This is a genomic window from Peribacillus sp. NPDC055009, assembly GCF_053608705.1.
In genome coordinates this window covers 22,225-46,641 of the sequence record NZ_JBSGVZ010000024.1, presented here as the reverse complement: position 1 = coordinate 46,641, position 24,417 = coordinate 22,225, and the positions used below count along the sequence as shown (strand labels likewise).

The following is a 24,417-nucleotide window of genomic DNA, read 5'->3' as shown; positions in this document are numbered from 1 at the left end:
TCCATAATGTTTAAGAAAAAAGGTTCGCAATATTATGTTCCCTCATAATGTCGAAGGCAAGTGTTGAGTTGTGCAGGAATATACATTTTTTATTTGATTATATAGAAATCTCAATTGAACATGCAGTTAGGTTTTCCCCGATACAGCTCTGTTTTTTGATACAGGAGCATTTTTGCCTAATATAACAGAAAAGACAACAATCACTGCTATTATAAGAGTGAAAATTGTGATGGATTCATTTAGAAATACTGTTGCAAATAGAATCATCAAAAATGGTTGTAAGTATTGAATCTGGCTAACTCTTGCTATCCCGCCCATAGCCATTCCACTATACCAAGCAACATATGCTAGAAATTGACTAACGACTGCGAGATAAATGAAACTGATCCAAGCTTGTAAAGGGGCATGAAGCATTTCATTCGTGAGGTTTAGCCCAACTGGAATAACGAAAAATGGAGCACCGATCATAATTGCCCAAGCAATCACTTGCCAGCTGCCTATTTCTTTTGCTAATTCACCCCCTTCTGCATAACTAAGTCCCAGTATGATCACTGCTGCCAGTAAAGCTAAATCGGCAAATTGCAATTGGCCGAATCCAAGATGAAGTGCATACATAACTACCGCTAAAGAGCTGATTATACTTGAAATCCAGAATTTGAGAGATGGGTTTTCACCTGCCCTAAATATAGCAAATCCGGCTGTTGCTAACGGCAACAGAGCTAATTCCACAGCTCCATGAGAAACAGGCAAGGTTTCCATTGCCCAAGAAGTGAGGAGAGGAAATCCTAAAACTGCACCAAAAGCAACTATAAGTAGACGTTTGAATTGGCGAAGAGATGGTAGCTTTTCTTTTCGAACAATTAGTACCACGGCTACTAAAATAGCGGCAACAACCGTTCTTCCTAAACCAACGATCGTAGTCCCGAAATATTCTACTGCAATACTTGTAGAAGGGAGCGTTAAACTAAAACAAATGACCCCCACTAATCCCAAAAATAATCCGAATTTTTCTCTTTTTTCTCCCCGCATCTGTTCCAACCCCAATCTTTATACTTTGTACCACATACCATTTTTTATTTAACTTAAAAACAGTTTTGATATAATTAACATACTATGAGTATGCTTAATAAAAATAAACCATTTTTTTACCTATCTGTCCTGGTACAGATGAAGGGGGATCAATATATGAACTCAAAATATATAAAGATAATGGAAGACATTAAGTTTCGCCTTGAAGATGGTTCGCTAATTGCAGGCAGTAAGCTTCCTTCGATTCGTCAGTTATCTGAGTATTTTTCATGTAGCAAAAATACGGTTATTAAAGCATACGTAGAACTTGAAAAGGAGCATTTAATTTATTCTGTTCCTAAAAGCGGCTACTATGTTGTGAATGAATATCAAAAAGAGTCGGTAGAAAATGAGGTGATTGATTTTTTGTCTGCCGGTCCAGATAAAAATGTTATGCCTTATGTGGAATTTCAACATTGTATGAATCAAGCAATCGACCATTATAAAGAAGAGCTTTTTACATACTCTGATCAACAAGGGCTTTACTCACTGCGAGTACAGTTGGTGAAATATTTGCAAAACTTACAGGTGTTCACTCAACCGGAGAGATTAGTGGTTGTTTCTGGCTCGCAGCAAGCCCTTAATTTATTAGTTTCTATGCCATTCCCGAATGGAAAAAACAATATTCTAATTGAACAGCCGACTTATTTCGGATTCATTGAGTCGATCAATCTGCATCAAGCTACTACTTTTGGTATTGAATTATCAATGGAAGGGATTGATCTTGATCGGCTGGAATACATTTTTCGAAATAATGATATAAAATTTTTTTATATTATCCCGAGATTTCACAATCCACTTGGACATAGTTACACGAATAGCGAAAAGAAAAAAATCGTTGAGTTAGCTGAAAAATACGATGTATATATAGTGGAGGATGATATTTTAGGAGACCTTGATCCAAATCCAAAATCTGATCCTTTATTTTCTTTTGATCCTTCTGGGAGAGTGATCTATATTAAAAGCCTATCGAAAATCTTTCTCCCAGGATTAAGGATTGGTACTGTCGTTCTTCCTGCATTAATGATTAACAATTTTTTGCGATATAAATTCAGTTCTGATTTTAATAGTTCAGCACTTTCTCAAGGTGCGCTAGAAATCTATTTGAAAAGCGGTATGTTTTATAGTCATCTCAAAAAAGTAAAAGAGGTATACCGTACTAAAATGCAAATCCTTCAAGAAGCATGTGAATTATTGCTGCCGGCTAATACATCTTTTTCTAAACCGAATTCCGGATTCTATCTTTCCATCAGTTTGCCCGAGAATGTGAAAGCAAAACAGGTGGTTCATATGCTAAACGAGCAGCATATATATGTTGATGATGCCTCCAGAATGTTTTTAGCAGAATATAAAAAGGAAAATCTCGTTCGATTATGCATCTCTCAAGTGAACGAGAATCAAATTAAACTAGGGGTAGAACGATTGGCTCACTGTATTGCTTTAATTGATAGTAGAAAAAACCATATTACTCCAAATAACTTTTTACTCATTTAGAAAGTGTCGGGTTTTTCCCGTCACAACCTATATATAACCACAATAGTTATTTAAAATAATGTATATTTCCTTAAATGTTTTTACTTGTCCCTCCCTTAGTTCCTTAATATAAAGCTGTAAAATAAGAGCTTGTTTATAAGGGTAGGTTCTGGTATGATTGTTTGATGAATTTTTTAAAGGGTTTAGAGAGGGTGAGTCAATTGACTAAAAACCTTAGACAATTGAAAAACGTTTCGGTGTTCCAAACGCTTCTAACTTAGAAAAATAATTTAGAAGCGAGGAATAATTATATGAAAAATCAAAGAATCTTTAATAAATCATTTCTTTTTTTATTTATAAGCAACTTTTTAGTTTTTATTGGGTTTGAAATGTTGCTTCCTATTTTGCCCGCCTATTTGTTAAGCATGGATGCATCTTCCATTCAGGTTGGTCTAGTAACATCATTATTTACGATAGGTGCTGTTTTCATCAGGCCTTTTGTAGGTTACTATTTAATTGATAACCAGAGGAAAAGTCTAGCCATTTGTGCAAGTGCAGCTTTAATGATCATTACGATACTATATCCGTTTCTTAATATTATATGGCTTATTCTATTGTTACGACTTTTCCATGGTGCAGCGTGGGGGGTATCAACTACAGCTAATAGTACAATAGTAGTGGGTTTGATTCCTAAGACACGCTTAGGAGAAGGAATAGGGTATTTTTCTATATCCACGACAGTCGGGGCTATCGTTGCACCGAGTATAGGTATCCTAATCTATGACTCTTTTTCCTTCAATATTTTGATATGGTCATCAGTAATACTGAGCTTATTGGCAGTAATTGCGCTTCAATTTGTATATTCACCTACTATTGTAAAGCGTGAGAAGAAGCCATTTCATTTTTTGGATATGATTTTTGAAAAAGACGTTTGGTTCCCAGCATTACTTACAGTTATTACAACACTTGGTTTTGGGGCTATTATTACATTTTTGGTTCTTTTTGGTGAACAAAGGGAAGTAGATCATATTTTTCTATTCTTCCTTCTCAATGCAACTGTCTCAACTTTACTACGTCCGTTTACCGGAAAATGGTATGACAAAAAAGGACCTTGGTCTATTATCATTATGTCAGCTGTGTTAGGATTTTTTTCACTTGTTATCCTGTCGTATACGACAAATGATTCTCAACTTATCATTGCGGCGATTTTATTTGGGGCAGGTTATGGAACTGTTATGCCATGTTTACAAACATGGACTGTTCAAAAGGTAAGTGAAGAAAAACGAGGAGCAGCCAACGCAACCTTTTTTTCCAGTTTTGACGTTGGTGTTGGAGTTAGCGCATTTGTATTAGGTATTTTAGCTAAATGGATCAGTTTAGAGATGATCTTCAGGTTTGTTAGTCTAAGTTTTATTGTTGTTGCTGTTTTAGTCTATAAGGATTATATAAATGAAAAGATAAGGCATAAGAAATCGATCTAAAACAAGTCCACCTCTATTTTAATAGAGGTGGACTTGTTTATTTGGCTGATTCTACAGTAATTTTCTTGCCAGTAGAAGTGCTTTGATTTACGAATCTCACGCTCCAAAACTCATATCAAATTTCCCAGGTTCGAAGTTTGAGTTATAATAGTAAAAAACACCCGACTATACTAGGATGGATGTTAGTAAGCTTCTTGATTAATACATAAAAAGGATTGGTGAATAAAAATGGCAATTGTTGATGTAACGGTTATTCCTGTCGGTACACAAACTCCAAGTGTTAGCAGCTATGTGGCAGATATTCAAAGAGTATTAAAGCAATATGAAGAGAAGGGAGAAATCCGTTTTCAACTGACACCCATGAATACAATCATTGAAGGCGATCTGCCTAAATTATTTGAAGTGATCCAAGCGATGCACGAAGTACCTTTTGAAAAAGGTCTTGCTAGAGTCTGTACGAATATCCGAATCGATGACCGTCGTGATAAAGAACGCAGGATGGAAGACAAAGTAAAGCGAATTAAGGGCATGCTTGAGGAATAACAGGTTTTATAAGCAATAGAGACAGATATACCTCGATTTTCGTCTTTCGTAGATATATTATAGTTTTCGGAGATATATCCTGATTTTCGTAGATATATTATAGTTTTCGGAGATATATCCTGATTTTCGTAGATATATTGCTGTTTTCGGAAATATATACCGATTTTCGTCGATGATTTTCAATTAATGTCAATGTATTATTAGCTTTAAAGCCTTGGTATTACTGATTTCTCAGTTACCAAGGCTTTTCTTATTTATTATTTAATGAAAGGGAGCCAACTGGCTGATCCATTTCATAGATTTCCATATTCTATCTTGCATAATCCATGTTTTTGAATAACCATTTCACTTTTTTCTTGTCATTAGCATGCTACGGGTATCCTCTTTACAGGCGTCCATCTGCAAAACTGCATGAGTTGAGGTAGTGAGTGTAGATAATTTATAAACGTTCGCCATAAAGTTCTCTTTCTTCAATTGGATGAAAAAGAGTGAATCCTTTTGAACAAAATACAAACCTTCTATCTATCTCGAATCCAGCCTTATTCAAAATTTCAACAGTTCCATGCGAACCTGTGCCAGCATACCCGCAGCTACAACCTGATAGGTGTAGCTCATTTCCTTTTTTGTCAATAAGGATGAGATCGCTATCAAGCAAATTATTATCTTTATTAATTTCTTTAACAATTTTTGCTATTTTAAAACGGTCAAAATGATCTTTAACTGCTTCGAATAACTCTATACTTTTATTCGTAACACCGCGGTTTTCACCGTAATCTTTTATGATGAATACTTCCCGCTCATATGACTTCTTATATAGTTTGTATTTTTGGTAAGTGACGTCATTAATTTTACCTATAAGTGGACTGTTACTATCCAGTTTTTGATTAAACATTGCACCCCTCCTAAATAGTTAGTTTATTAAGTTTATTAGGAGAAAAAAAGATTAGTACTAAGAAGCTGTTAATAGGCAAAATTTTTTCATTTCTGATTATCTTTTAATTGATAGGATGAATCGTGATATCGAATGGAACAGTTAGGGGGAAGTGGAGAAATTAAAAAAACACCTAAAGTGTGTTTTTTAATAATATATCTTTATAAAATAAAGGATAAACATAATGTTCATGACAAACCCGATTATAGCAGTAATACTGACATCGATAATATTAGTTTTCCTTGAATGATAAGGGGCAAACAAGACGGTATAAATAGAACCAATGATAGTTAAAATTAAGCAAAAAAAAAGACTAAATCTTTTCCTCTTCTCTTCAAGCGTTGATCACAACTGAAAGGGGGAGATGAATGGCGGTTGGCATAAACAAAGTAATCTTTTGACAATTAACATGTCAATTCGTAGGCTATATCGTAAACGCCTATCCATAGGGTAGGCAGTTTTTTATGTTATTAGGCAAATGCATTTAATAAGTGTGTGCCTAAACACCTTCTGTATGTTTTATAAATCATCGAAAGGCACTCATTGTCTGGGTGCTTTTTCACTGTATATAAAATATGTAATTTAATTATTGGGGACAAGCACAAGCGTAATTTAATAATTTCTATAATATAAAGCAAAGCATGAGATGGAGGTGATTACATGGGAAAAGAAAAAGAGGAAGAAAATAATAGTAAGAAAGACAATAAGTCTAAAGAAGAAAAATGCTGTTTTAAATTGGAATATAGTTTTAAACTAGAGAAATGCAGTAGCAAAGAGGATAAAAAATGTTGTAAGAGCAAAGATAAAAATAGTAGCAAGAAAAAAGAAGATAAAAATGGCAGCAAGAAAAAAGAGGATAAAGAATGATGTTGTGATTGCAGTAAAAACAAGAAACAATTGCTAACACCATTAAGGGTTAAACCGATTTCCTTGGAGCATCCATTCATTGGGTGCTCTTTACTTTGGGAAATAATGTGACTCGAATGTATCATACAAGGGTATGAGAGTTCCCTATATGTATTCAGCTAAAAACATAATTTCGGAAAAATTTAAGTGAATCTATATGTTACCTCTTGAAACACATTTAGTTCCAGTTGGCGGAAATCAGTTTTATTAAATAGGAAAGACATGATGCCGAAGAATATGACAACCCCTCTTTGTCATACCCTTTAAAAAAAGATAAGGGTGTGACAATGCTGAGTATGAAGAAAAACGACCAAATCGTTATTTATATAATAAAAGGCTCAACAATTAAAAGGTTTTTAATCCTAGATCTAATTATTGGATCAGGAATTTTTTATGTGGTCAAATTCATTTCTTCAAGCATATTAATAGCGAGTGCGAGCAGTTTTGTTGGAACGGAAGGAATAAAAAAGGCACCGAAAGTTCTGAAAAATGCAATTGGATTAATATCCTAAAGGATTATGCATTCCACAAAATGGAGCGTTGTTTAACAAGAAGAGAATACATATTATAAACGTCTGATATGTATTCTCCATTTTATAAAGATACAACTTTGGCGTTCTCTACGTATTTTTCCATACAGTTGCATACTTCTTTTGATATTTTGCATTCTCTTCTTTTTCAATTAAATTCAGTGCCAATTTGCTTTATTTCTTCATCTTTTATTTCATTAAATAAGTTCCTAAGTCCTTGAATAATATCAAAACGAATTAACGTGTAGTTCTTTTCATGAACGCTATTTAAATACCAATCAACAAGACTTCTTAGTACCATTTCATTTTGCTCAGTGCCAGCTAGCCCTATTTTCCATATAGATTGTAGGCTATGTCTTGCAGTGACGAATTTTTTATCTTTTGTCACTTCCCAAATCAATGGGAAATCATTTAGCATTCTCTTCTCAGGATCACTTTTCGCCAAACTGCAAAGAAATTGTGCCGCCCTTGATCTTCGGTGGTTATCAGAATGAGTTAAATCCTTCTTCAATTGGTCCCATACATCATAAGCCCAGTCCACCTCTTCTTTGGTAGAAGCAAGGATATGATTGTAGGCTTCGTATTGTAAGTCCTTATCTTGAGAAAGTAAATTTTCAAAAGAAGTTTGTATAGTATTATCCATTAGAAATACTCCTTCTTAAAATATGATAGGCAGCCTCTCATCACTGTAGTTCTGTCCCGAACACAATAACTTTCTGGAGAAGCGGCCATTTTTAGCCGGCATAAAGCTCTTCTTTATTTGAAGTTAAAATTAATAACCTAATTAGGCTATACCGAACGTATACATCTATAATGATTCATATTAATTAGAGGGGGGAATTATGGCAAATCCACATAAAGTGAAACCCTATTTATTGACACGTAGTTTGCAGCCGGAAAATCAGGAGTCACCAATTCATTTCATCAATAATGATAGCATGGAAAACCAATTATTTTATAGAAGGAACCACTTTTCTTATCCGACTCTTTCCTATTCAAACTATTGGCTCCCTATAAATGGGTTAGTATCCGCTCCTTTACTGCTATCCATGCAAGACATTCTTCAATACCCATCCAAAACGGTGGAAGTTGTCCTTGAATGCTCGGGTGACAAGCGTAATCTCTTCGAACCTAAAATATTTGGAGAACAATGGGGAAAGGGAGCTATTAGCCAAGGTAGGTGGAAAGGTGTACCATTACGGACATTACTTGAATTATCTGGCATGGGGGAAGGGGCAAAAGAAGTTGTTGTGGAGGGTTATGATAATGGAAATAGGAAAGATCTAGATGAGATTTTTACCTATACAAGGAGTTTGCCTATCGAGAAAGCACTGCATCCAGATACCATTATTGCATATGAATATAATGACCAGCCAATTCCTTTTAAACATGGTTATCCACTGAGGTTAATAGTTCCCCAGTGGTATGCAATGGCATCCGTTAAGTGGATAAAGCAGATAAGTGTTATTGCTTCTACATTCAATGGGCCGTTTCAAACAATTGATTATGTGTATTATCCAAATCAAGACAATGTTCAAGGTGCATTTCCAGTTACTACAATAAATATCAATTCGACTATCCAAAAACCGCTGGATATGGAAATTATTAATACTGGTAAGCATTTAATAAAAGGAATTGCATGGACAGGAAAAGGAGTAATTACAAAGATTGAAATTAGTCTTGATGGTGGCTATACATGGAGAAACGCCGATATTTTACCTCGTCAAAATATTGGTTATGGATGGGTTAGTTGGTCATTTGAATGGACTATATTAGAAAAAGGTGAATATACGATTAAATCCAGAGCAACAGATTCATTTGGTCAAATTCAACCGGATTTTCCTTTTTGGAATAAAAAAGGTTATGGGCATAATGCCATTGATCAAATTAAAGTTAAGGTAGAATGACTATCAATTTATATTTAGGGAAGAAACAGGAGAAAAATTATTGAAGAAGAATATAAGTGATCCATTCTATATGAAAAAATCAGCTGTGATTATCTTTGAAATTGGTTAAATCAATTTACCAGGAACGTGAGACTAAGAGACGCTCGCTTCCGTAGCAAGAAACTCCTTCAGTGGTAAAAGGCGTTAATGATAATGAGAAAAGCCGTTCCTGGATTTGGCCAAATAACGGTTTTGTTTTACAGGGAAACACCCTACCAAAAGAGTTTTGGAGGGTTATTTGGCATGGTCAATTAAGTACTGAATAAGGGAATTGACAGCCTATTTAGCTGGTTAGTTGAGAAGTTGAGATGTGCGTGAAAAGCAGTATAGAATTCTCATGTCTCCAAATATTAAATTAAAGGAGGGCTGCGATATCGACATTTTGTAATTCATTTTAAATGTGAAATTATTTTGGGACCAAAAAGCATTGTTGAAAATATAGCAATAGTTATTTTAATAGGAGTGACCCAATGAAGTTAACAAGAATATTTTTTATAGCAGTTTTTCTTTTTACTTATTTACACTTTCAAACTTACTCCTATGCAACAGAAATTAATATTTCTGAAAAAAGTAGAGTTTTGTTTAAAGTTAAAGATACTAAAAGGATTAGTTATAATGTTTATTTTTTTGCTCCTAAAGAAACTAAAACAGACTATTACCTTTGCAGCACAGGCGATGAAGTATTTGTTGGTAATTATAGTTTTCTAATTCAAAAACAAGGTGAAAAAGATATAAAAACGACGTCCGTTATATTAAAGGATTATCCTTATAACCAAACCCAAAGAACGGTTTTTCCTATAATATCCAAATCTTATCCTGATATCGTGATGGTTTCAAATCAATTGGACTGTAACACAAAGGTAGGCTATCTGTATTATGTAGATAATGAAAAAATAGTATCGGTAAAGAGTGCTTTGTCTTATACTTTACCACCAAGGTTTAATGAGAAAAATAAGTTAGAAACAATGAATTATTACAATATGGAAGATTTACCTTGGGTATTAAATACTTATGAATTGGATTTAAAGAGTAATTCATTGAAAATGATAGATAAAAAATCCTTGTCTTTTGAGGAAGGTCAGAAGTTGAAAAATAAATGGCAATGAATTCTTTGAACTACTGCCTGAAACGCCCAAAAAGGCGTTTTTTTAATGTGAGGGCTTATATAGATAAAAGTGATTGAATTAAAAAATCATACTCTTGTATATAACCGTTGATTTTTGGTCCAGTTTAGGAAATTTAGAGTTCTCATCATAGTAGAAAAAGTCGCAGACTTGCTGAAGAACCATTATGACAACAAAAGCGCCGGAGCTAGATTCATGCTCCGGCTTTATTTCATGAATGATATTGTGATGAACTGATCTGCCTAGGGGAGTAGATCGTTCATGGTTTGTTATCAAAGGTACAAAAATGGTAAAGAAACCTTAGCTATTATTTTGGCAGCCAGCTGCTCATATACGCATCATCTTCTATAGCGTGTGCTTCTTTTACGATATACAGCGGACGGAATGTATCGACCATGACTGCCAATTCACGCGTTTCTTTTTTACCGATACTCGCTTCAATTTTGCCAGGATGTGGCCCATGTGGTAAACCGCTTGGATGAAGGGTAATCGATCCTGTTTCAATGCCGCGGCGGCTCATAAAGTCACCATCCACATAATATAGGACTTCATCACTTTCCACATTGCTGTGGACATATGGAGCAGGGATGGCTTCCGGATGATAGTCATACATACGTGGTACAAATGAACATACGACATAATTATGTGCTTCAAACGTCTGATGTACTGGCGGTGGCTGATGAACGCGTCCGGTTATTGGTTCAAAATCATGAATGCTGAACGCATAAGGGAAGAGATAACCATCCCATCCAACCGCATCAAGCGGATGAAAATCATACGTATAGGATGTGATCATGCCTTGTGCCCGCACTCTGATTTCATATTCTCCTTTTTCATCTTTAGGCTCCAGTTTTTCTGGTGTCCGGAAATCACGTTCGCAATAAGGTGAGTGCTCAAGAAGTTGTCCAAACTCATTGCGATAGCGCTTTGGCGGTACGATTGATGAATTAGATTCAAGGATGAAAAAGCGAGCTTCTTCTGTTTCCAAGACGACGCGGTACGTGGTGCCAATCGGAATGATGAGGTAGTCACCTGGCCCAAAGCTTAATTCACCGAAAATACTTTCGATTTTGCCTTTTCCTTCATGGACAAACAACATTTCATCACCTTCACCGTTTCGATAAAAGTAATTCATTTGCTGGTTAGGGCGTGCAACGCCAAGTGCTACATCTTCGTTTGCCATGAAAATTTTGCGAGATTCAAGAAAATCGCCGCCAACTTCCGTATTCCATGTCCTGAAATGACGATGTTTTAATGCATCTTTTTCTTCATATTCATAACGGACATCGCGGATTTTTTGAGCTTTTTTTACTTGTGTTGGCTGATTGATATGATAAATGAGTGACTGAATACTAGAGAAACCTTTCGTACCCATCAATTGTTCATAATACAGGCTTCCGTCCTCCTGACGAAACTGAGTATGACGTTTATGAGGAATGCGACCCATTTTAACATAATGTGTCATTGCCAAAACTCCTTCCATGTAACTATCTTTTATATTTAGTAGATTAGTTGCTACATCTTCACTTTATGGGTACCTAAAATCTTTGCCTCCGAAAGGGCTGGCAAAACTTGACCGCTTACTTCACCAAATCCAATTCGATACCCATCTCCTTGACACCAGCCACTGATGGTCAACTTGTCCCCATCCTCAATCCAGCTTCGTTCGCCCCCGCCTTTAAGTTGAAGCGGTTCTGTGCCGCGCCATGAAAGTTCAAGGAGGCTGCCTCGTTCTTCACGGCTTGGACCGCTGATAGTTCCAGATCCATGCATGTCACCGGGACGCATATTACAGCCTGTAATGGTGTGGTGAGCCACTTGCTGAGCGATTGACCAATACATATAGCTAAAGTTGGTATTCGTAATCCTAGTTGCTTGTTCTGTATTTTCTGGTGTCAAATGAACTTCAAGGTTAATATTAAATGCCCCATCTTTCTTTTGCTGCAAGTAGGGAAACGGCTCTGGATCCTGTTGCGGTCCAGCAGTACGAAAAGGTTCCAGTGCTTCTAGCGGCACAACCCAAGGCGAAATGGATGTAGCAAAGTTTTTAGAAAGAAATGGACCAAGAGGCTGGTACTCCCATGCTTGTATATCACGTGCACTCCAGTCATTTACCAGAACGAGCCCGAAAACATGATCTTCAGCCTGATTAACTGGAATTGGTTCCCCAAGAGTATTGCTGGGTCCAATAAACCAGCCCATCTCTAGTTCGAAATCAAGCTGTATCGAAGGTCCAAATACTGGATAATCTGCATCCTTTGGTTTGCGCTGTCCCGAAGGACGCCGCACCTGGGTACCACTTGGAACGATCGAACTTGCCCTTCCATGATATCCAATCGGCAAATGTGTCCAGTTTGACATGAGGGCATTGTCTTTTCCTCTAAAAATTGTCCCCACATTGGTTGCATGCTCTCTGGAGGCATAGAAATCTGTATAGTCTCCAATATCTGCTGGCAGAAGCATCTCTATATCTGCCAATGGGTGAAACGCTTTAAAACGAAGCTCTTCATTATCTCGTAGTACAGACGTTTTCGAATCCAAAAGGTATTGAAGTTTGTTACGTACAGCAGTCCAAACCGGACGGCCAAGTGACATAAATTGATTAAGTGAGGAAGAGGAAAAGACATTTTTTCCTTCTGCACCTGTCCCACTTAGCAAGCCAACCTCATCGATTACAGATAAATCAAGAACATAATCACCGATGGCTGTACCGGCACGGGGGCTTTGCCCGTTTTTTTGGAAAATGCCGTATGGCAAGTTTTGAATTGGAAAATGTGATTCTGGTGTTGTCTCAATAAAGGAATGTTTCATCTTACTGCCTCCCCATGAAAAATAGTAAGCTCCCCTAGTTCCTCCCGAGGCTCATTAAAGCTGCAGCTTCCATAGGAAGCTGCAAAGAAACTGCGTGCTTTGATGATTTCGGCCGAACTGACTTTCAAATCGCGCCAGGAAAGCGAGTCTGTTGTAAATGAAAAATTAGTTGGGTCTTCATCATGCAAAATGGCTTGAATGGTTGCTGTATTAACCGAACGGCTATATGCCATAATAGAAGCGGTAAATACGTTAACAAAACCATGCATGCGTGTTTTAACTTCCGTTCGGTACTGGCGTATCGGATGGTGCAGACCAGCTGTGAATTTAAGTGGCAGTTCTCGTTTCTGGCATTCGTGAATAACGAATGCTGCTTGATTGACTGTAGGAAACAAATTAGCCGTGATTCCACCCATGCGCATTTTGATACCTATACGTTTTAGGGATTTTTGGTTAATCGAATGGATAGTATCCAATGTGTTTAGAAATTGATCATTCGTTCCTTTCATTTCGCAATAAATGGGATAACTCCCAGTTTGTTTTTCAAGATTCTCCAAGAATGAATAATTAACCTGTGTTGGAAGCGGAAATTCTATTGCTTGTATGGTTCCAGCTGTTTTATATGTTTCTAAAAAATGACGAATAGCTTCCATTTCGGTTTCGATTTCTTCGAATTTCGTAAAAATAACAGATAACCGAAGTGGATATTTGTCATTAAATAGAGCTTTATATGGTTTAAGTTCACTCAATCTTGAAGCAGGAATAACAAACGGGCCGAGCATCCAGCTGTCCGAATCATGGATGTATGCATGAAAATTTGAAATAGCTTCTGGAAGCGGAAGTGCAGCCGGTGGAAATAGACCTGCATAATCAATGAGTTCTGTCATAAAATGACTGACCGCTTCTTCTCTCCACTTTACATTTACTTTTGTTAACAACAACCTCAACACCTCCTATTAAAGGAGGCCATACCGCGAGAGACAACGGTATGACCGTTCCAAATCAAATATTTCCGCGAAGTTCTTGTTCGCGTTCAATCGATTCAAACAATGCTTTAAAGTTTCCGTCGCCGAATCCAAGTGCACCTTTACGCTGTATGATTTCGATAAACAGTGTTGGACGATCAACAAGTGGTTTAGTAAAGATTTGAAGCAAGTATCCTTCATCATCACGATCGACCAGAATATTAAGTTCTTGAAGTCGTTTCACATCTTCATCAATATCTCCTACACGATTGGCAAGTTCTTTATAATAAGTCTCAGGGGTGTTTAAAAATTCCACACCATTTTCTTTGAGGGCAGCCACCGTGCCGATGATATCGTTTGTCAAAAGGGCTAGATGCTGAACGCCCGGTCCATTATAGTAATCTAGGTATTCTTGAATTTGAGACTTTCGCTTTCCTTCCGCAGGCTCATTAATTGGGAACTTAATGCGTCCTGTTCCATTCATCATAACTTTTGACATTAGAGCAGAGTATTCTGTCGAAATGTCTTCATCATCAAAATGCTTCAGAACAGTAAAACCGAATGCACTTTCATAATAGTTTGTCCATTCTTCCATAACTTCCACATTACCAACGAGGTGGTCAACACCAATTAATCCGGTTGGTTGAGATTCAAGGGTGTTCTCGCGAGCTTCAAACCCTGGCATAAATACGCCTTTATAATCGACTGATTCTACAAGCGTATGAATTGTATCCCCATATGTACCTAATATCGCTTTTTTTACCTTGCCGTTTTCATCTTCTTCCACCCATGGTTCCCGAAGAGCGATGCCACCTCGTTCGATCGCACCCGCATATGTTTTTTCTAGATCCTTTACTAGGAGGGCGATATCTTTTACACCCTCGCCATGAAGTTTTATAAACTCGGCAACGTCTGTATTGTCTGATAGGGTACCTGTTAAAATCAATCGGATAGCGCCCTGTTCCATTACGTAAGATACACGGTCACGGGAACCTGTTTCTAATCCTTTATATGCTACAAGTTTGAAACCGAAAGATTTCGCATAGTAATAAGCAGCCTGCTTTGCGTTTCCTGTATAGATTTCTACGTAATGAACACTCTTTACCGGGAACAATTCTTCTTTTTTAGTTTTAGGTGACGCTACCATTTTTTCAGCCATTTTAACCTCTCCTTTATCATTTTTAACTTTAAGAAACAGAATTTTCAAAATTTAGATTCTGTAATGTTTCACATCTTAATCTATAAAAATTCATCGCGCAAATATGTGTTTTAACGCGTTTAGTATTTATGGCATAAGTCTTTTAAACCGTTAAAGCGAATATGCGTTTGAGTGTACTCTTGCAAACTTTTGATTAATCCAATTAAAATGTTGGCAACAAAAACCGAAGGGGAGTTAGCCATGAAAATTAACGTAAAGTTCTGTCCATGTAATTTCGAAGACGAGTTGGAAACTATGAAGGGAAAATTAATTGAGCGAACCGATTTGGAGGTTATTGAAGAAAGGTGCTTGTTATACTGCGGCCAATGTTTGATGGAGCCATTCGCACTTATAAATGGTGAAAACATTGTCGCAGACGATCCGGATGAACTTTATAAAAAAATAGATCAATATGTGGCTAACATTAAACTAGGGGAAATCGTGTAAAACCGAAAGAAAATATATTTGATAGATGTTTTGATCGAGAATTATATATTTAGAGTTGTTACTGTCCGGAAACTTGAGACCTTCAGAAGGAATCTATATATGATAAAATATAAGTAAGCCCTACTCCAAAATGCATGATAGTAGGGCCTTATTTTTATTCTGAAGGGAATTTCATTATGACTGCATTAATTGGTAAAAAGTTTGAAAATGGTGTATTTATTATGGCTGATAAAAGAATAACCTATAGAGGAACCGAAAACTTCAGTGATGATGAAAAAAAAGTAATAGCATTAAATCAAAATGTGATTTTTGCATTTGCGGGTGTTAAAAATATCATCGATATATGCATGGAGGAACTAAAAATGTTTTCTCTTGGAACAAATTCAATTGAAGAAATCGAGGCACAATCTCAAAAATTATTTAGAAATTCATTGGAGATGTTCCAAAAATTATATCCTGAACAGGATTATGCAACTGTTTATTTATTGGCGGGGTTCACAGCTGATGGTATACCTCGTGTCACTTACTTCTCATCAGATGATGCTTTTCAAAAAAGCCATCCTCTCGATTTTTTTTATAAAACATTTCCGAATACAGAAATGATGTATCTTCGGAATTATTTAATAAATGAAGTGGATGCCACCAGAACAGATCTAAATTATTTTATCATTCAATTTTCTTCTGCCATCCGACAGATAAACAATGAAAAGGTTAGTAAGACTGCGTATTCTATATTCTTAACCAAAAATGGCTTATTTGAGATAGACATTGATGAAGATGGAATCATTAAGATTGTACAAATGAATCTTGATAGTTAAAACAAAGGTGATAATGCTGACAGCAGATTCATTTATTTTTGATTAAAGAAAGCTATTTAACTTTAACGCGGTGAAAGCTAGCCGTTTTACAGAATGTATGCTTTAATGTATAAGCTTGCAGTGGTGGGAAACTTATAATAACATTTAGAAAAATTGTGGAAATTAGTGACTAAATGATTTTAATTCACTAATTGCACAGTGAAGGGGAGGTGCAACTTAAAAAAATCGAGTCTTCAGTTATGAAGCTGCAGAAAAAAATATCCACTATAGTCAAAAACAACAAATTGATTTATGATGAGGTAGACATATATTTTTTTGTATACATTATCTGAAAATTATGACTATGGGTGTGATAAAAAATGAAGTTAAAAACAATACAGTCGCAAACTCTTCAAAATCAAGTATATGAATATTTACATGAACAAATTGTAAGCGGCAACATACCACCTGGTCAACGAATCGTGGAAGGAAAGGTTTCTCAGGAAACAGGTGTCAGTAGAAGTCCAATCCGAGAAGCGATCCGCAGGTTAAACAGTGAAGGATTAGTATCCGTCAGTCCAAGAGGCGGAGTAAGAGTATACCGCGCAACCTTTTCAGATTTTAAATATCTTTATGAATGCAGGTTAAGCCTGGAACCTACAGCTGCTTTTTATGCCGCTTCACGTATGAATGAAAAACAGCGTAAACAATTGTCAGATTCAGTTGATAAAATGAATCTCATGGTTGATAAGAATGAGATTGAAAAATTAAAGGTCCTTAGCAGCCAATTTCACTACCTGATTGTGGAGGCTAGTGGTAATCCTTATTTGATGAAAATGATGAATCAGTTAAATTCCTTAATTTCTTTTTATCGAAATGCCGTATTGAATATCCCAAAGAGAATAGAAGAGGGTGCCGGTGAACATAAAGCGATATGGAATGCTATTAAAATTGAGGATGGGAAAGCTGCAGAGGAGTTAATGAAGGCACATATTCAACGTGATTATCAATTTTATGTTTCCATGTACTCGGGTGTTAAGGATGACGAATATTAATAAAAGGAGAGTGAAAAAAATGATTTTTCCAGAAAAACTTAAAATTCGTGATGTTACATTGAGAGATGGCCTGCAAAATGAACCCGTTTTTGTCGAAACCGATCAAAAGATAAATAAAATTAAAAATTTAATTGAAGCAGGATTTGACCGCTTGGAAGTCACTTCCTTTGTTCATCCAAAGTGGGTTCCTGCTATGAAAGATGCGGATGAATTAGGACAGAATCTGCCAATGGCTCGTGGAGTAGAATATGAAGCTTTGGTCCCAAATAAAAGAGGATTAGACAGGTTCCTAAATTCAAAGATTCACAATGCGCTTTTTTTCCTCTCTGCGAGCACACAGCATAACCAGGCAAATTTAAATAAGAGTTCTAATGAATCTTTAATTGAAATAAAAGATTTAATTGAAGAAACGACTAAGGAGGGGAGAAAAACAATTGGTGCAATTTCAACGGCATTTGTTTGTCCGTTTGCCGGGATCGTACCATACTCAGAGGTGGAAAGGATTGCAGAGTACCTCGTTAATAATGGGGTTTGCGAATTAGGCCTGGGTGATACAATCGGCAAAGCAACGCCGAGACAGGTATATGAATACTGTAGCCGTTTGGTAGAGAAGTTTCCGGATATTCCTATTGGGCTTCATCTGCATGATACCTATGGATACGGATTGGCAAATGTTATGGCTGGGATACAGGCTGGTGTTCAATTAATTGATGTAGCCCAAGCTGGACTAGGAGGATGTCCATATGCTCCTGGATCTCCTGGGAACATTCAGGCAAGTCGTGTAGTAAAATTTTTAGAAAAACAGAATATCAAAACAGGTTTGGATTTGGAACATTTAACGACATTAGATACCGAATTTCCCCAACTGTTAGGAGACAGTAAAGGATTAACAAAAACAGTATAAAGTAAAATTCAAAATTAGGAAAAACCACACAGTTGATTGTATACGTTATTGTAATATTCAGAAAATTAAAAAAGGTAATTCAGAAACAGGTAGGATATGTTAATAATTGAAGGGCGGGAATACAATGAGAAAACCTTTAGAGGGTATTAAAGTTTTAGAATTAGGTAACTTTGTAGCAGCTCCGTTTGCCGGGAAGATTTTTGGTGAATTTGGTGCTGAAGTGATCAAGGTTGAGGATCCCAATAAAGGGGATTCTTTACGAAATTGGCGAGTGATGCATAACGGAACGTCCCTGTGGTGGTACGTGCATGCAAGAAATAAAAAATCCATAACTCTTAACCTTCGTGAAGAAGAGGGACAGGAGATGGTTCGGGAGTTAGCAAAAGATGCGGATGTAATTATTGAAAATTTCCGGCCAGGAACGTTGGAGAAATGGGGAATTGGCTATGAAGATATTAAGAAAATTAATCCAAGCATCATTATGACAAGGATTTCTGGTTATGGCCAAACAGGCCCTTACCGAAACAAAGTAGGATTTGGCAGCGTTGCGGAATCGATGGGTGGCCTTCGGTACCTGACAGGATTTCCTGATCGTCCCCCAGTTCGAGTTGGTTTAGCAGTTGGTGATTCTATAGCAGGTTTATATGCAGTGAATGGTACGTTAATGGCATTAAGAGCGAGAGATAACGATCCATTAAAAAGAGGACAATATGTGGATGTCGCTCTAACTGAAGCGGTATTTTCTTTGCTGGAAGGCGTGCTGCCAGAATACGATTTAAAAGGAATAATAAAAGAAAGAACAGGTGCTACCTTGGAAGGAATTGCTCCTTCAAATACCTATATATGTGCAGATGGTAAATATATCGTCATTGCGGCAAATAGCGATAGTATTTTCAAAAGATTTGCGCATGCGATAGGACGGCCAGAATTTGCGGAAAATCCGACTTATTTAACCAATAATGGCAGAGCTGAAAATGCAGAATATCTAGATCAAGTCATTGAAGAGTGGACTAGGAAACACTCACAAAAAGAAGTGCAAAAAATATTAGATGAGGCTGGTGTGCCGGTTGGGCCTATTTATAATATTGAAGATATTGTAAGGGATGAACATTATCAAGCACGTGATATGCTTCAGACGGTCACTTTGCCGGATGGGGAGCAGGTACTAGTTCCAGGAATTGTACCAAAACTATCTGAAACTCCAGGCAGCATTGAATGGATTGGTCCTGAACTAGGACAACATAACGAAGAAGTCCTTGGGGGAAAAAAATTGAATCAGCAAAAATAGTTTTCTTTATTCTTGCTAGCTAAACCTTAAAACATGTCATGCCTGGCTGTCGGCTTACACAGGTAAACAGGGAATGAAAATCTTTAAGATAAAAGGGGGTTATAATGCTTCTTTTCTGACCTGAGAAAAAAAGAGAGGGTTACAGTAAATTTCCAGGCATATTTGAAAGCGGTACCAATAACGAACCTTGGGGAGGAACTAAGTTTATGTTATCTATTTTAGGATTTGCTATGATTTGTACCTTCTTATTTTTGATTATGTCAAAACGTATATCTCCGTTTATTGGCCTAACGATTGTACCTATCATATTTGGTTTAATCGGAGGATTTGGACCAGAATTAGGGACATTGATAATGGAAGGTATTCAAAATGTAGCGCCTACCGCAATTCTTTTGTTATTTGCCATTTTGTATTTTGGTGTCATGGTAGATACAGGGTTATTCGATCCATTAACCTCAAAGATTATAAAGTTAGCTAACGGAGATCCACTAAAGATTATCGTAGGAACTGCTGTGTTAGCGGGAATAATAGGATTTGATGGTGATGGATCCACGACGATGATGATTGTTGTAACGGCTTTTCTTCCTCTATATAAAAAAATGGGGATTAGTCCTATCATATTGGCCTCCATTACAATCATGCAAATTGGTATCACAACACTTGTTCCGTGGGGGGGACCTGCTGGCCGCGTAGCGAGTGTGTTAAACCTTAATCCAACGGAATTATATCTTCAAATGTTGCCTGGAATGCTTGTAAGTTTGCTATATGTTATTACCGTTGCTTATTTTATCGGTTTGAAAGAAAGAGCTAGATATAAAAAGGAAAATACCGAATCTTATTCTATACCTGAAGCTAGAATAATAGATGCTGCAATTGAAAGCGCTACAATAGAAAATATCCCACCAAAAAACACAAACATTAAGCGTCCCAAATTAATTTGGATCAATTTCCTTGTATCAATAGTTATCATGGTTGCCATTGTACTTGAATGGTTACCTGCTGCCGTACTCTTTATCATTGGTACAGCACTAGGACTACTCATTAATTATCCAGTCTTAAATGATCAACGAGATCGGGTCGCCGCTCATGCACCTAATGCAATAGCAGTGGTTGCGATGGTTTTTGCTGCTGGGATTTTCTCAGGAATTTTCAAAGGTACTCCAATTTCTGAATCTATGGCACATTCGATTGTTTCAATTATCCCTACAGACCTTGGTCCATATCTGGCTTTAATAACAGCGGTTGTTAGTGCACCTGCCATCTTTTTAATTGGTCCTGATGGATTCTACTTTGGGATTTTGCCAGTCCTGGCTGAAACTGCTTCTACTTACGGCATTGATACTTTATCAATGGGAACAGCTGCATTGTACGGCACTCCTTTTGGTATCATGGGTCCGCTCGTAGCATCTGTTTATTTATTGATTCACATAACGGGTATCAGCCTAGGTGACCTTCATAAATATGCAGCAAAATGGTCTTTAGGGATATTGCTTATTTATATCATCGTAGGAGTGATTTCAGGGACGATTTCTTTCTAAAAAATGAATTCTAAACAAAATCATTGGAGAGAAGGAGGACAATCCAAAGGTAGCTGTAAATGTGGAGACATATAAGGGAAGGAAACGTGGCAGTTGAATGCAGGGGCCAGATTTAAGATTCTTATACTATATTGATGGTGTTAAAGAAAGGCTCCGAATAGAGGTACCTCTGGTTTTATTATGGAATAATGAACATAACGCAAAAGGAGGAATGAAGAATGATTCATAAATTTAAAGGACACTTCCCCAATGTACATTCAAGCTCATATATAGCCCCAGGAGCACAGTTGATTGGAAACATAGAACTTAAGGAAGATACGTCCGTTTGGTTCAATGCCGTTTTAAGAGGGGATAATGAGAAAATAACGATAGGAAAAGGATCAAATATTCAAGACGGTGCAATAGTTCACGTGGATCCAGGTTTTCCAATTAAAGTCGGTGAAAATGTTACTGTCGGACATAACGTGGTTCTACATGGCTGTACTGTAGAAGATGGCGCGTTAATTGGTATGGGCGCAACAATTCTAAATGGAGCAGTAATCGGAGAAGGCTCTCTAATCGCTGCTGGGGCTCTAGTTCCAGAAGGAAAGATAATTGAACCGGGTGTTTTAGTAGCCGGTGTTCCCGCTAAGGTCATCAGAAAACTTACACCAGAAAACATAGAACAGGCAAAAGAGGGAGCATCACAGTATATCAAAAATGGCGCTCTATATAAGAAAGAGAAAATAAGCGTAATAGAGAAAGCATTCAAATAATTAGAATGCACTTGTACGTTAAAAGTGAGAAGGCAGGCTGTCCGCAAGATTGGACGAGTCTGCTAAATTATTAATAAAACGGTAGAAGCAAAAGAACCTTTTTTTATGTAAGGCCATTTGCATGGGAGTTGCAAGGTATATATTGCATTTCATACCTCCTTCCGAGTGTGATTAAAGTGTCAGTCTGTTGAAATTGGTTCCCGTTTTAGCATGGGTAGGCAATAGGAGCGCATCCTCAATGTGAAGATAAATATTATTTTGAAAACTTTATTGGAGGTCAGTTATGTACAAAAGTAAATTGTCTGAAAAAAACATACAACAATTATTTAAGGCTATCCTTTCTTTACGGACACAAGAAGAGTGTATGGCTTTTTTTGATGATTTGTGCACAATGAATGAAATAAAAGCTTTTACCCAAAGACTAGAAGTTGCCAGAATGCTTCGGGATGGCTTTACATATGAAGGAATCGAGGCAGAAACCGGTGCCGCTTCAGCTACAATTTCAAGAGTTAATAAACTTTTGAATTATGGGAGTAATGGTGGGTATCAGATGTCGTTAGATCGCATGGATACTACTAAAAAATTTTAAGAGTTTCGGCAGATGGGTTTGACTTTTGGGTCTAGGTTCATCTTTGGATTTTTGGTAAAAAATATCAATATATATAGAAGAAACACGTCAATAAATAGCTTTTCATTTTCTTTTAAACATACATCACTTGAGATTGTCATTTACAGTCTCTTTTTTTGTTTGAAAAAGTGTAATCGAAGATAACTTTTATAAGTTAGAAGGATACACTTACAGGAAATGGGGAGTTGCATCTGGTTGTAGAAGGGGGAGCATGAAGATGGATTATCTCTTTTTTTCGCTATGTCTAAGTGCATATTTATAAGATATGAATTCCGATACTTTTAGACTGATTACTTTACTTGATTTGGCAAAATTGATGGCTGAATAGATGGATAGTCCGGCGGTCAATTTGTTGTTAATTTTTCGCTTTAGTTAAATTTAGTAGGAATACAATATTTATAATTTTTTATCCGGAGACACAAGGGGAGGGGGTGTTGTAATCGATATATTAATAGGAAGAAATACATCTTTATATGAAATAAATGCTGCAAAAGCTAGTTTACAAAGCAACTAAAATAGCAATTTTCCGTTAGTGGAAAAAATAACTTCATTGTTAAATTATTGTTATTACCTTATAATTTTCTAGAAACATATGAAATGTTATGAATAGGAGAAAAGTATGAAAAAACTGTGGACGATTTTAGTTTCATTTACGTTGTTAATTAGCTTATTCCCGCAATTAGCATCGGCAGCACCAAGCAAAAATTTTGAGCAGGAACTTACAAAGTATTTAAAAGAGGTAAGCCTTGTCAGGGGGTTTCAAGTGACAAAGGATGATATTGAAACATCTCTTTCTTTTTACGACGAAAGTATTAAAAACTTTGAATCTATTGGTGATCTTAAAGAAGCCTTGGGCGAAGTCATTAAGGCAGATTTAAGTAATTTAGATGCCATCTATGATGATTATAATCTAACCAATGAGAGCCTGATTAATCTATTACACGAAAATGGTGAAGAACTAGACGATTATATCTTTATCTGGGACCTCGATGAAGCTGTTTATTTCTATACAGAAGAGGGCGATTTTGAACGCGATCCGAACTTTGACAAAGAATTAGTCAATTATTTAGCCAAGGTTAGCAAGGAAAGAGGCTTCCAAGTAACAAAGGAAGATATCGAAGCGTCATTGGAACTCTATGATTTTAGCCTGGAAGAATTTGAATCTGTCGAAGAGCTTAGCGAATTCCTAGGTGACGTCATAAAGGCAGATCTAAGCAACTTAGACTATTTTAATGAGAATTATGGATTGGATAAACAAGCCTTGCTTCAAATGTTAGAAGAAAATGGTGAAAATATTAACGATTATATATACATAGATAATCTTGAAGAAACTGTTTGGAACCTTACTGGTGGCGGGATTGATGGCGAAGTTGCTGAAGATCTTCTTCCTATTTTCGAGCAGGAACTCGGTCTAACGGAAGAGGAATTAGAGCGGCTTGAAGACCACTTGATGTCTTTGGAAGACCATCTTTCCAACCCGGAAACAGTCAAGCAACTTGAAGAATTGGGCAACCGCATGATGGCTTTCGAGGAATTTGATGTAGCAACCGAGCTTACAGCTGAACAGATAGCTGAAATGGCCTCAATCTATGAAGAGTTACTTTCCATCTTTAAGCTTAATGTTTCCTATTCCCTTGTGAAAAGTGGCTCGGAATCGCCTGTATCCCTTTTAGATTTAATGAAATTGGAAGAATTGAAGGGTGCTAACCTGAAAATAATGATATATAATACTGACGGGAAGTTCTTGGCTGATCTTTTAATAACAGGTGAAATGGTCGATTCTGATACTCTTACCAATGCAGGCGGGCAAATAAAGGAATCTGCAAAAGAGGTGCAAAAAACCATTGAAAAGGCACCAATTGCTAAACCAGTAAAACAAAAGATCAGTACCAATACTACTTCAGAACAACAAACCGTAAAAGGGGCTAAACTGCCAAATACCGCTTCCGATTATTTACCTAGCGCCCTTTTAGGATTATTTCTTGTCTTGATCGGAAGCTTGATGTATCGAAAAATTAGGAAAGCTTAA

Annotated in this window: 21 protein-coding genes and 1 pseudogene; 15 read left to right on the top strand and 7 right to left on the bottom strand. The window is 36.7% G+C overall.

What is annotated here, in order from left to right; genetic code table 11:
• Positions 1 to 126: 126 nt before the first annotated feature.
• Positions 127 to 1,029, bottom strand: a complete 903-nt coding sequence (locus ACWF5P_RS24160) for a DMT family transporter (protein ID WP_101221502.1) — start codon at positions 1,027 to 1,029, stop codon at positions 127 to 129.
• Between the two features lie 156 nt (positions 1,030 to 1,185).
• Between ACWF5P_RS24160 and ACWF5P_RS24155 the strand changes: the two genes are divergently transcribed.
• The 3 genes from ACWF5P_RS24155 to ACWF5P_RS24145 all read left to right on the top strand — a co-directional run bounded on the left by ACWF5P_RS24155 (position 1,186) and on the right by ACWF5P_RS24145 (position 4,565).
• On the top strand, positions 1,186 to 2,562 hold the full coding sequence (locus ACWF5P_RS24155; RefSeq protein WP_434169164.1) for an aminotransferase class I/II-fold pyridoxal phosphate-dependent enzyme: 1,377 nt from the start codon (positions 1,186 to 1,188) through the stop codon (positions 2,560 to 2,562).
• Positions 2,563 to 2,852: 290 nt separating this feature from the next.
• The gene (locus ACWF5P_RS24150; RefSeq protein ID WP_434169165.1) at positions 2,853 to 4,022 is read left to right on the top strand and encodes an MFS transporter; all 1,170 of its coding nucleotides are present in this window, start codon (positions 2,853 to 2,855) and stop codon (positions 4,020 to 4,022) included.
• Between the two features lie 228 nt (positions 4,023 to 4,250).
• Positions 4,251 to 4,565 (top strand): MTH1187 family thiamine-binding protein, encoded by a 315-nt coding sequence (locus ACWF5P_RS24145; RefSeq protein ID WP_230178269.1) that lies wholly within the window; start codon positions 4,251 to 4,253, stop codon positions 4,563 to 4,565.
• Between the two features lie 439 nt (positions 4,566 to 5,004).
• Here the strand turns inward: ACWF5P_RS24145 and ACWF5P_RS24140 are convergent, their stop codons facing one another.
• A complete protein-coding gene (locus ACWF5P_RS24140; protein ID WP_101221506.1) occupies positions 5,005 to 5,457 on the bottom strand; it encodes a hypothetical protein in 453 nt (150 codons plus the stop codon).
• Positions 5,458 to 6,156: 699 nt separating this feature from the next.
• On the opposite strand from ACWF5P_RS24140, the gene ACWF5P_RS24135 reads away from it, so the two are divergent.
• A complete protein-coding gene (locus tag ACWF5P_RS24135; protein ID WP_434169166.1) occupies positions 6,157 to 6,363 on the top strand; it encodes a hypothetical protein in 207 nt (68 codons plus the stop codon).
• A gap of 659 nt (positions 6,364 to 7,022) precedes the next feature.
• Here ACWF5P_RS24135 and ACWF5P_RS24130 read toward each other — a convergent pair.
• Positions 7,023 to 7,575: pseudogene (locus ACWF5P_RS24130) on the bottom strand (hypothetical protein).
• A gap of 199 nt (positions 7,576 to 7,774) precedes the next feature.
• Between ACWF5P_RS24130 and ACWF5P_RS24125 the strand changes: the two are divergent.
• Together ACWF5P_RS24125 and ACWF5P_RS24120 are read left to right on the top strand one after the other, a co-directional pair.
• Entirely contained in the window at positions 7,775 to 8,839 is a 1,065-nt protein-coding gene (locus tag ACWF5P_RS24125) for a molybdopterin-dependent oxidoreductase (protein ID WP_434169167.1), read from the top strand.
• Positions 8,840 to 9,348: 509 nt separating this feature from the next.
• Positions 9,349 to 9,984 (top strand): hypothetical protein, encoded by a 636-nt coding sequence (locus ACWF5P_RS24120; RefSeq protein ID WP_434169168.1) that lies wholly within the window; start codon positions 9,349 to 9,351, stop codon positions 9,982 to 9,984.
• A 325-nt stretch (positions 9,985 to 10,309) separates the two neighbouring features.
• Here ACWF5P_RS24120 and ACWF5P_RS24115 read toward each other — a convergent pair whose 3' ends face one another.
• The 4 genes from ACWF5P_RS24115 to hppD form a co-directional block, all read right to left on the bottom strand.
• Positions 10,310 to 11,467: a homogentisate 1,2-dioxygenase gene (locus tag ACWF5P_RS24115; RefSeq protein ID WP_434169169.1), complete on the bottom strand. Its 1,158-nt coding sequence runs from the start codon at positions 11,465 to 11,467 to the stop codon at positions 10,310 to 10,312.
• Between the two features lie 50 nt (positions 11,468 to 11,517).
• On the bottom strand, positions 11,518 to 12,813 hold the full coding sequence (gene fahA, locus ACWF5P_RS24110; protein WP_434169170.1) for a fumarylacetoacetase: 1,296 nt from the start codon (positions 12,811 to 12,813) through the stop codon (positions 11,518 to 11,520).
• Positions 12,810 to 13,754 carry a hypothetical protein gene (locus ACWF5P_RS24105; RefSeq protein ID WP_434169171.1) on the bottom strand — a complete coding sequence of 315 codons (945 nt, stop codon included), beginning with the start codon at positions 13,752 to 13,754 and terminating at the stop codon, positions 12,810 to 12,812. The genes fahA and ACWF5P_RS24105 overlap by 4 nt, the downstream gene beginning before the upstream one ends.
• Before the next feature lie 61 nt (positions 13,755 to 13,815).
• Positions 13,816 to 14,937 carry a 4-hydroxyphenylpyruvate dioxygenase gene (hppD, locus tag ACWF5P_RS24100; protein ID WP_427573127.1) on the bottom strand — a complete coding sequence of 374 codons (1,122 nt, stop codon included), beginning with the start codon at positions 14,935 to 14,937 and terminating at the stop codon, positions 13,816 to 13,818.
• A 240-nt stretch (positions 14,938 to 15,177) separates the two neighbouring features.
• On the opposite strand from hppD, the gene ACWF5P_RS24095 reads away from it, so the two are divergent.
• The 9 genes from ACWF5P_RS24095 (at position 15,178) to ACWF5P_RS24055 (ending at position 24,417) form a co-directional block, all read left to right on the top strand.
• Entirely contained in the window at positions 15,178 to 15,423 is a 246-nt protein-coding gene (locus ACWF5P_RS24095) for a DUF1450 domain-containing protein (protein ID WP_157830942.1), read from the top strand.
• A gap of 176 nt (positions 15,424 to 15,599) precedes the next feature.
• On the top strand, positions 15,600 to 16,241 hold the full coding sequence (locus ACWF5P_RS24090) for an Ntn hydrolase family protein (RefSeq protein WP_157830943.1): 642 nt from the start codon (positions 15,600 to 15,602) through the stop codon (positions 16,239 to 16,241).
• A gap of 359 nt (positions 16,242 to 16,600) precedes the next feature.
• Positions 16,601 to 17,275 carry an FCD domain-containing protein gene (locus tag ACWF5P_RS24085; protein WP_434169172.1) on the top strand — a complete coding sequence of 225 codons (675 nt, stop codon included), beginning with the start codon at positions 16,601 to 16,603 and terminating at the stop codon, positions 17,273 to 17,275.
• Positions 17,276 to 17,294: 19 nt separating this feature from the next.
• Entirely contained in the window at positions 17,295 to 18,179 is an 885-nt protein-coding gene (locus tag ACWF5P_RS24080) for a hydroxymethylglutaryl-CoA lyase (protein ID WP_434169173.1), read from the top strand.
• 124 nt (positions 18,180 to 18,303) lie between these two features.
• Complete coding sequence (locus ACWF5P_RS24075; RefSeq protein WP_402941950.1) at positions 18,304 to 19,467, top strand: CaiB/BaiF CoA transferase family protein; 1,164 nt, start codon at positions 18,304 to 18,306, stop codon at positions 19,465 to 19,467.
• Between the two features lie 206 nt (positions 19,468 to 19,673).
• Entirely contained in the window at positions 19,674 to 21,005 is a 1,332-nt protein-coding gene (locus ACWF5P_RS24070; protein ID WP_402941952.1) for a CitMHS family transporter, read from the top strand.
• A 218-nt stretch (positions 21,006 to 21,223) separates the two neighbouring features.
• Complete coding sequence (locus tag ACWF5P_RS24065) at positions 21,224 to 21,760, top strand: gamma carbonic anhydrase family protein (RefSeq protein ID WP_452445392.1); 537 nt, start codon at positions 21,224 to 21,226, stop codon at positions 21,758 to 21,760.
• A 283-nt stretch (positions 21,761 to 22,043) separates the two neighbouring features.
• Positions 22,044 to 22,349: a YerC/YecD family TrpR-related protein gene (locus tag ACWF5P_RS24060; protein ID WP_101221521.1), complete on the top strand. Its 306-nt coding sequence runs from the start codon at positions 22,044 to 22,046 to the stop codon at positions 22,347 to 22,349.
• Between the two features lie 658 nt (positions 22,350 to 23,007).
• Entirely contained in the window at positions 23,008 to 24,417 is a 1,410-nt protein-coding gene (locus ACWF5P_RS24055) for a processed acidic surface protein (protein ID WP_434169174.1), read from the top strand.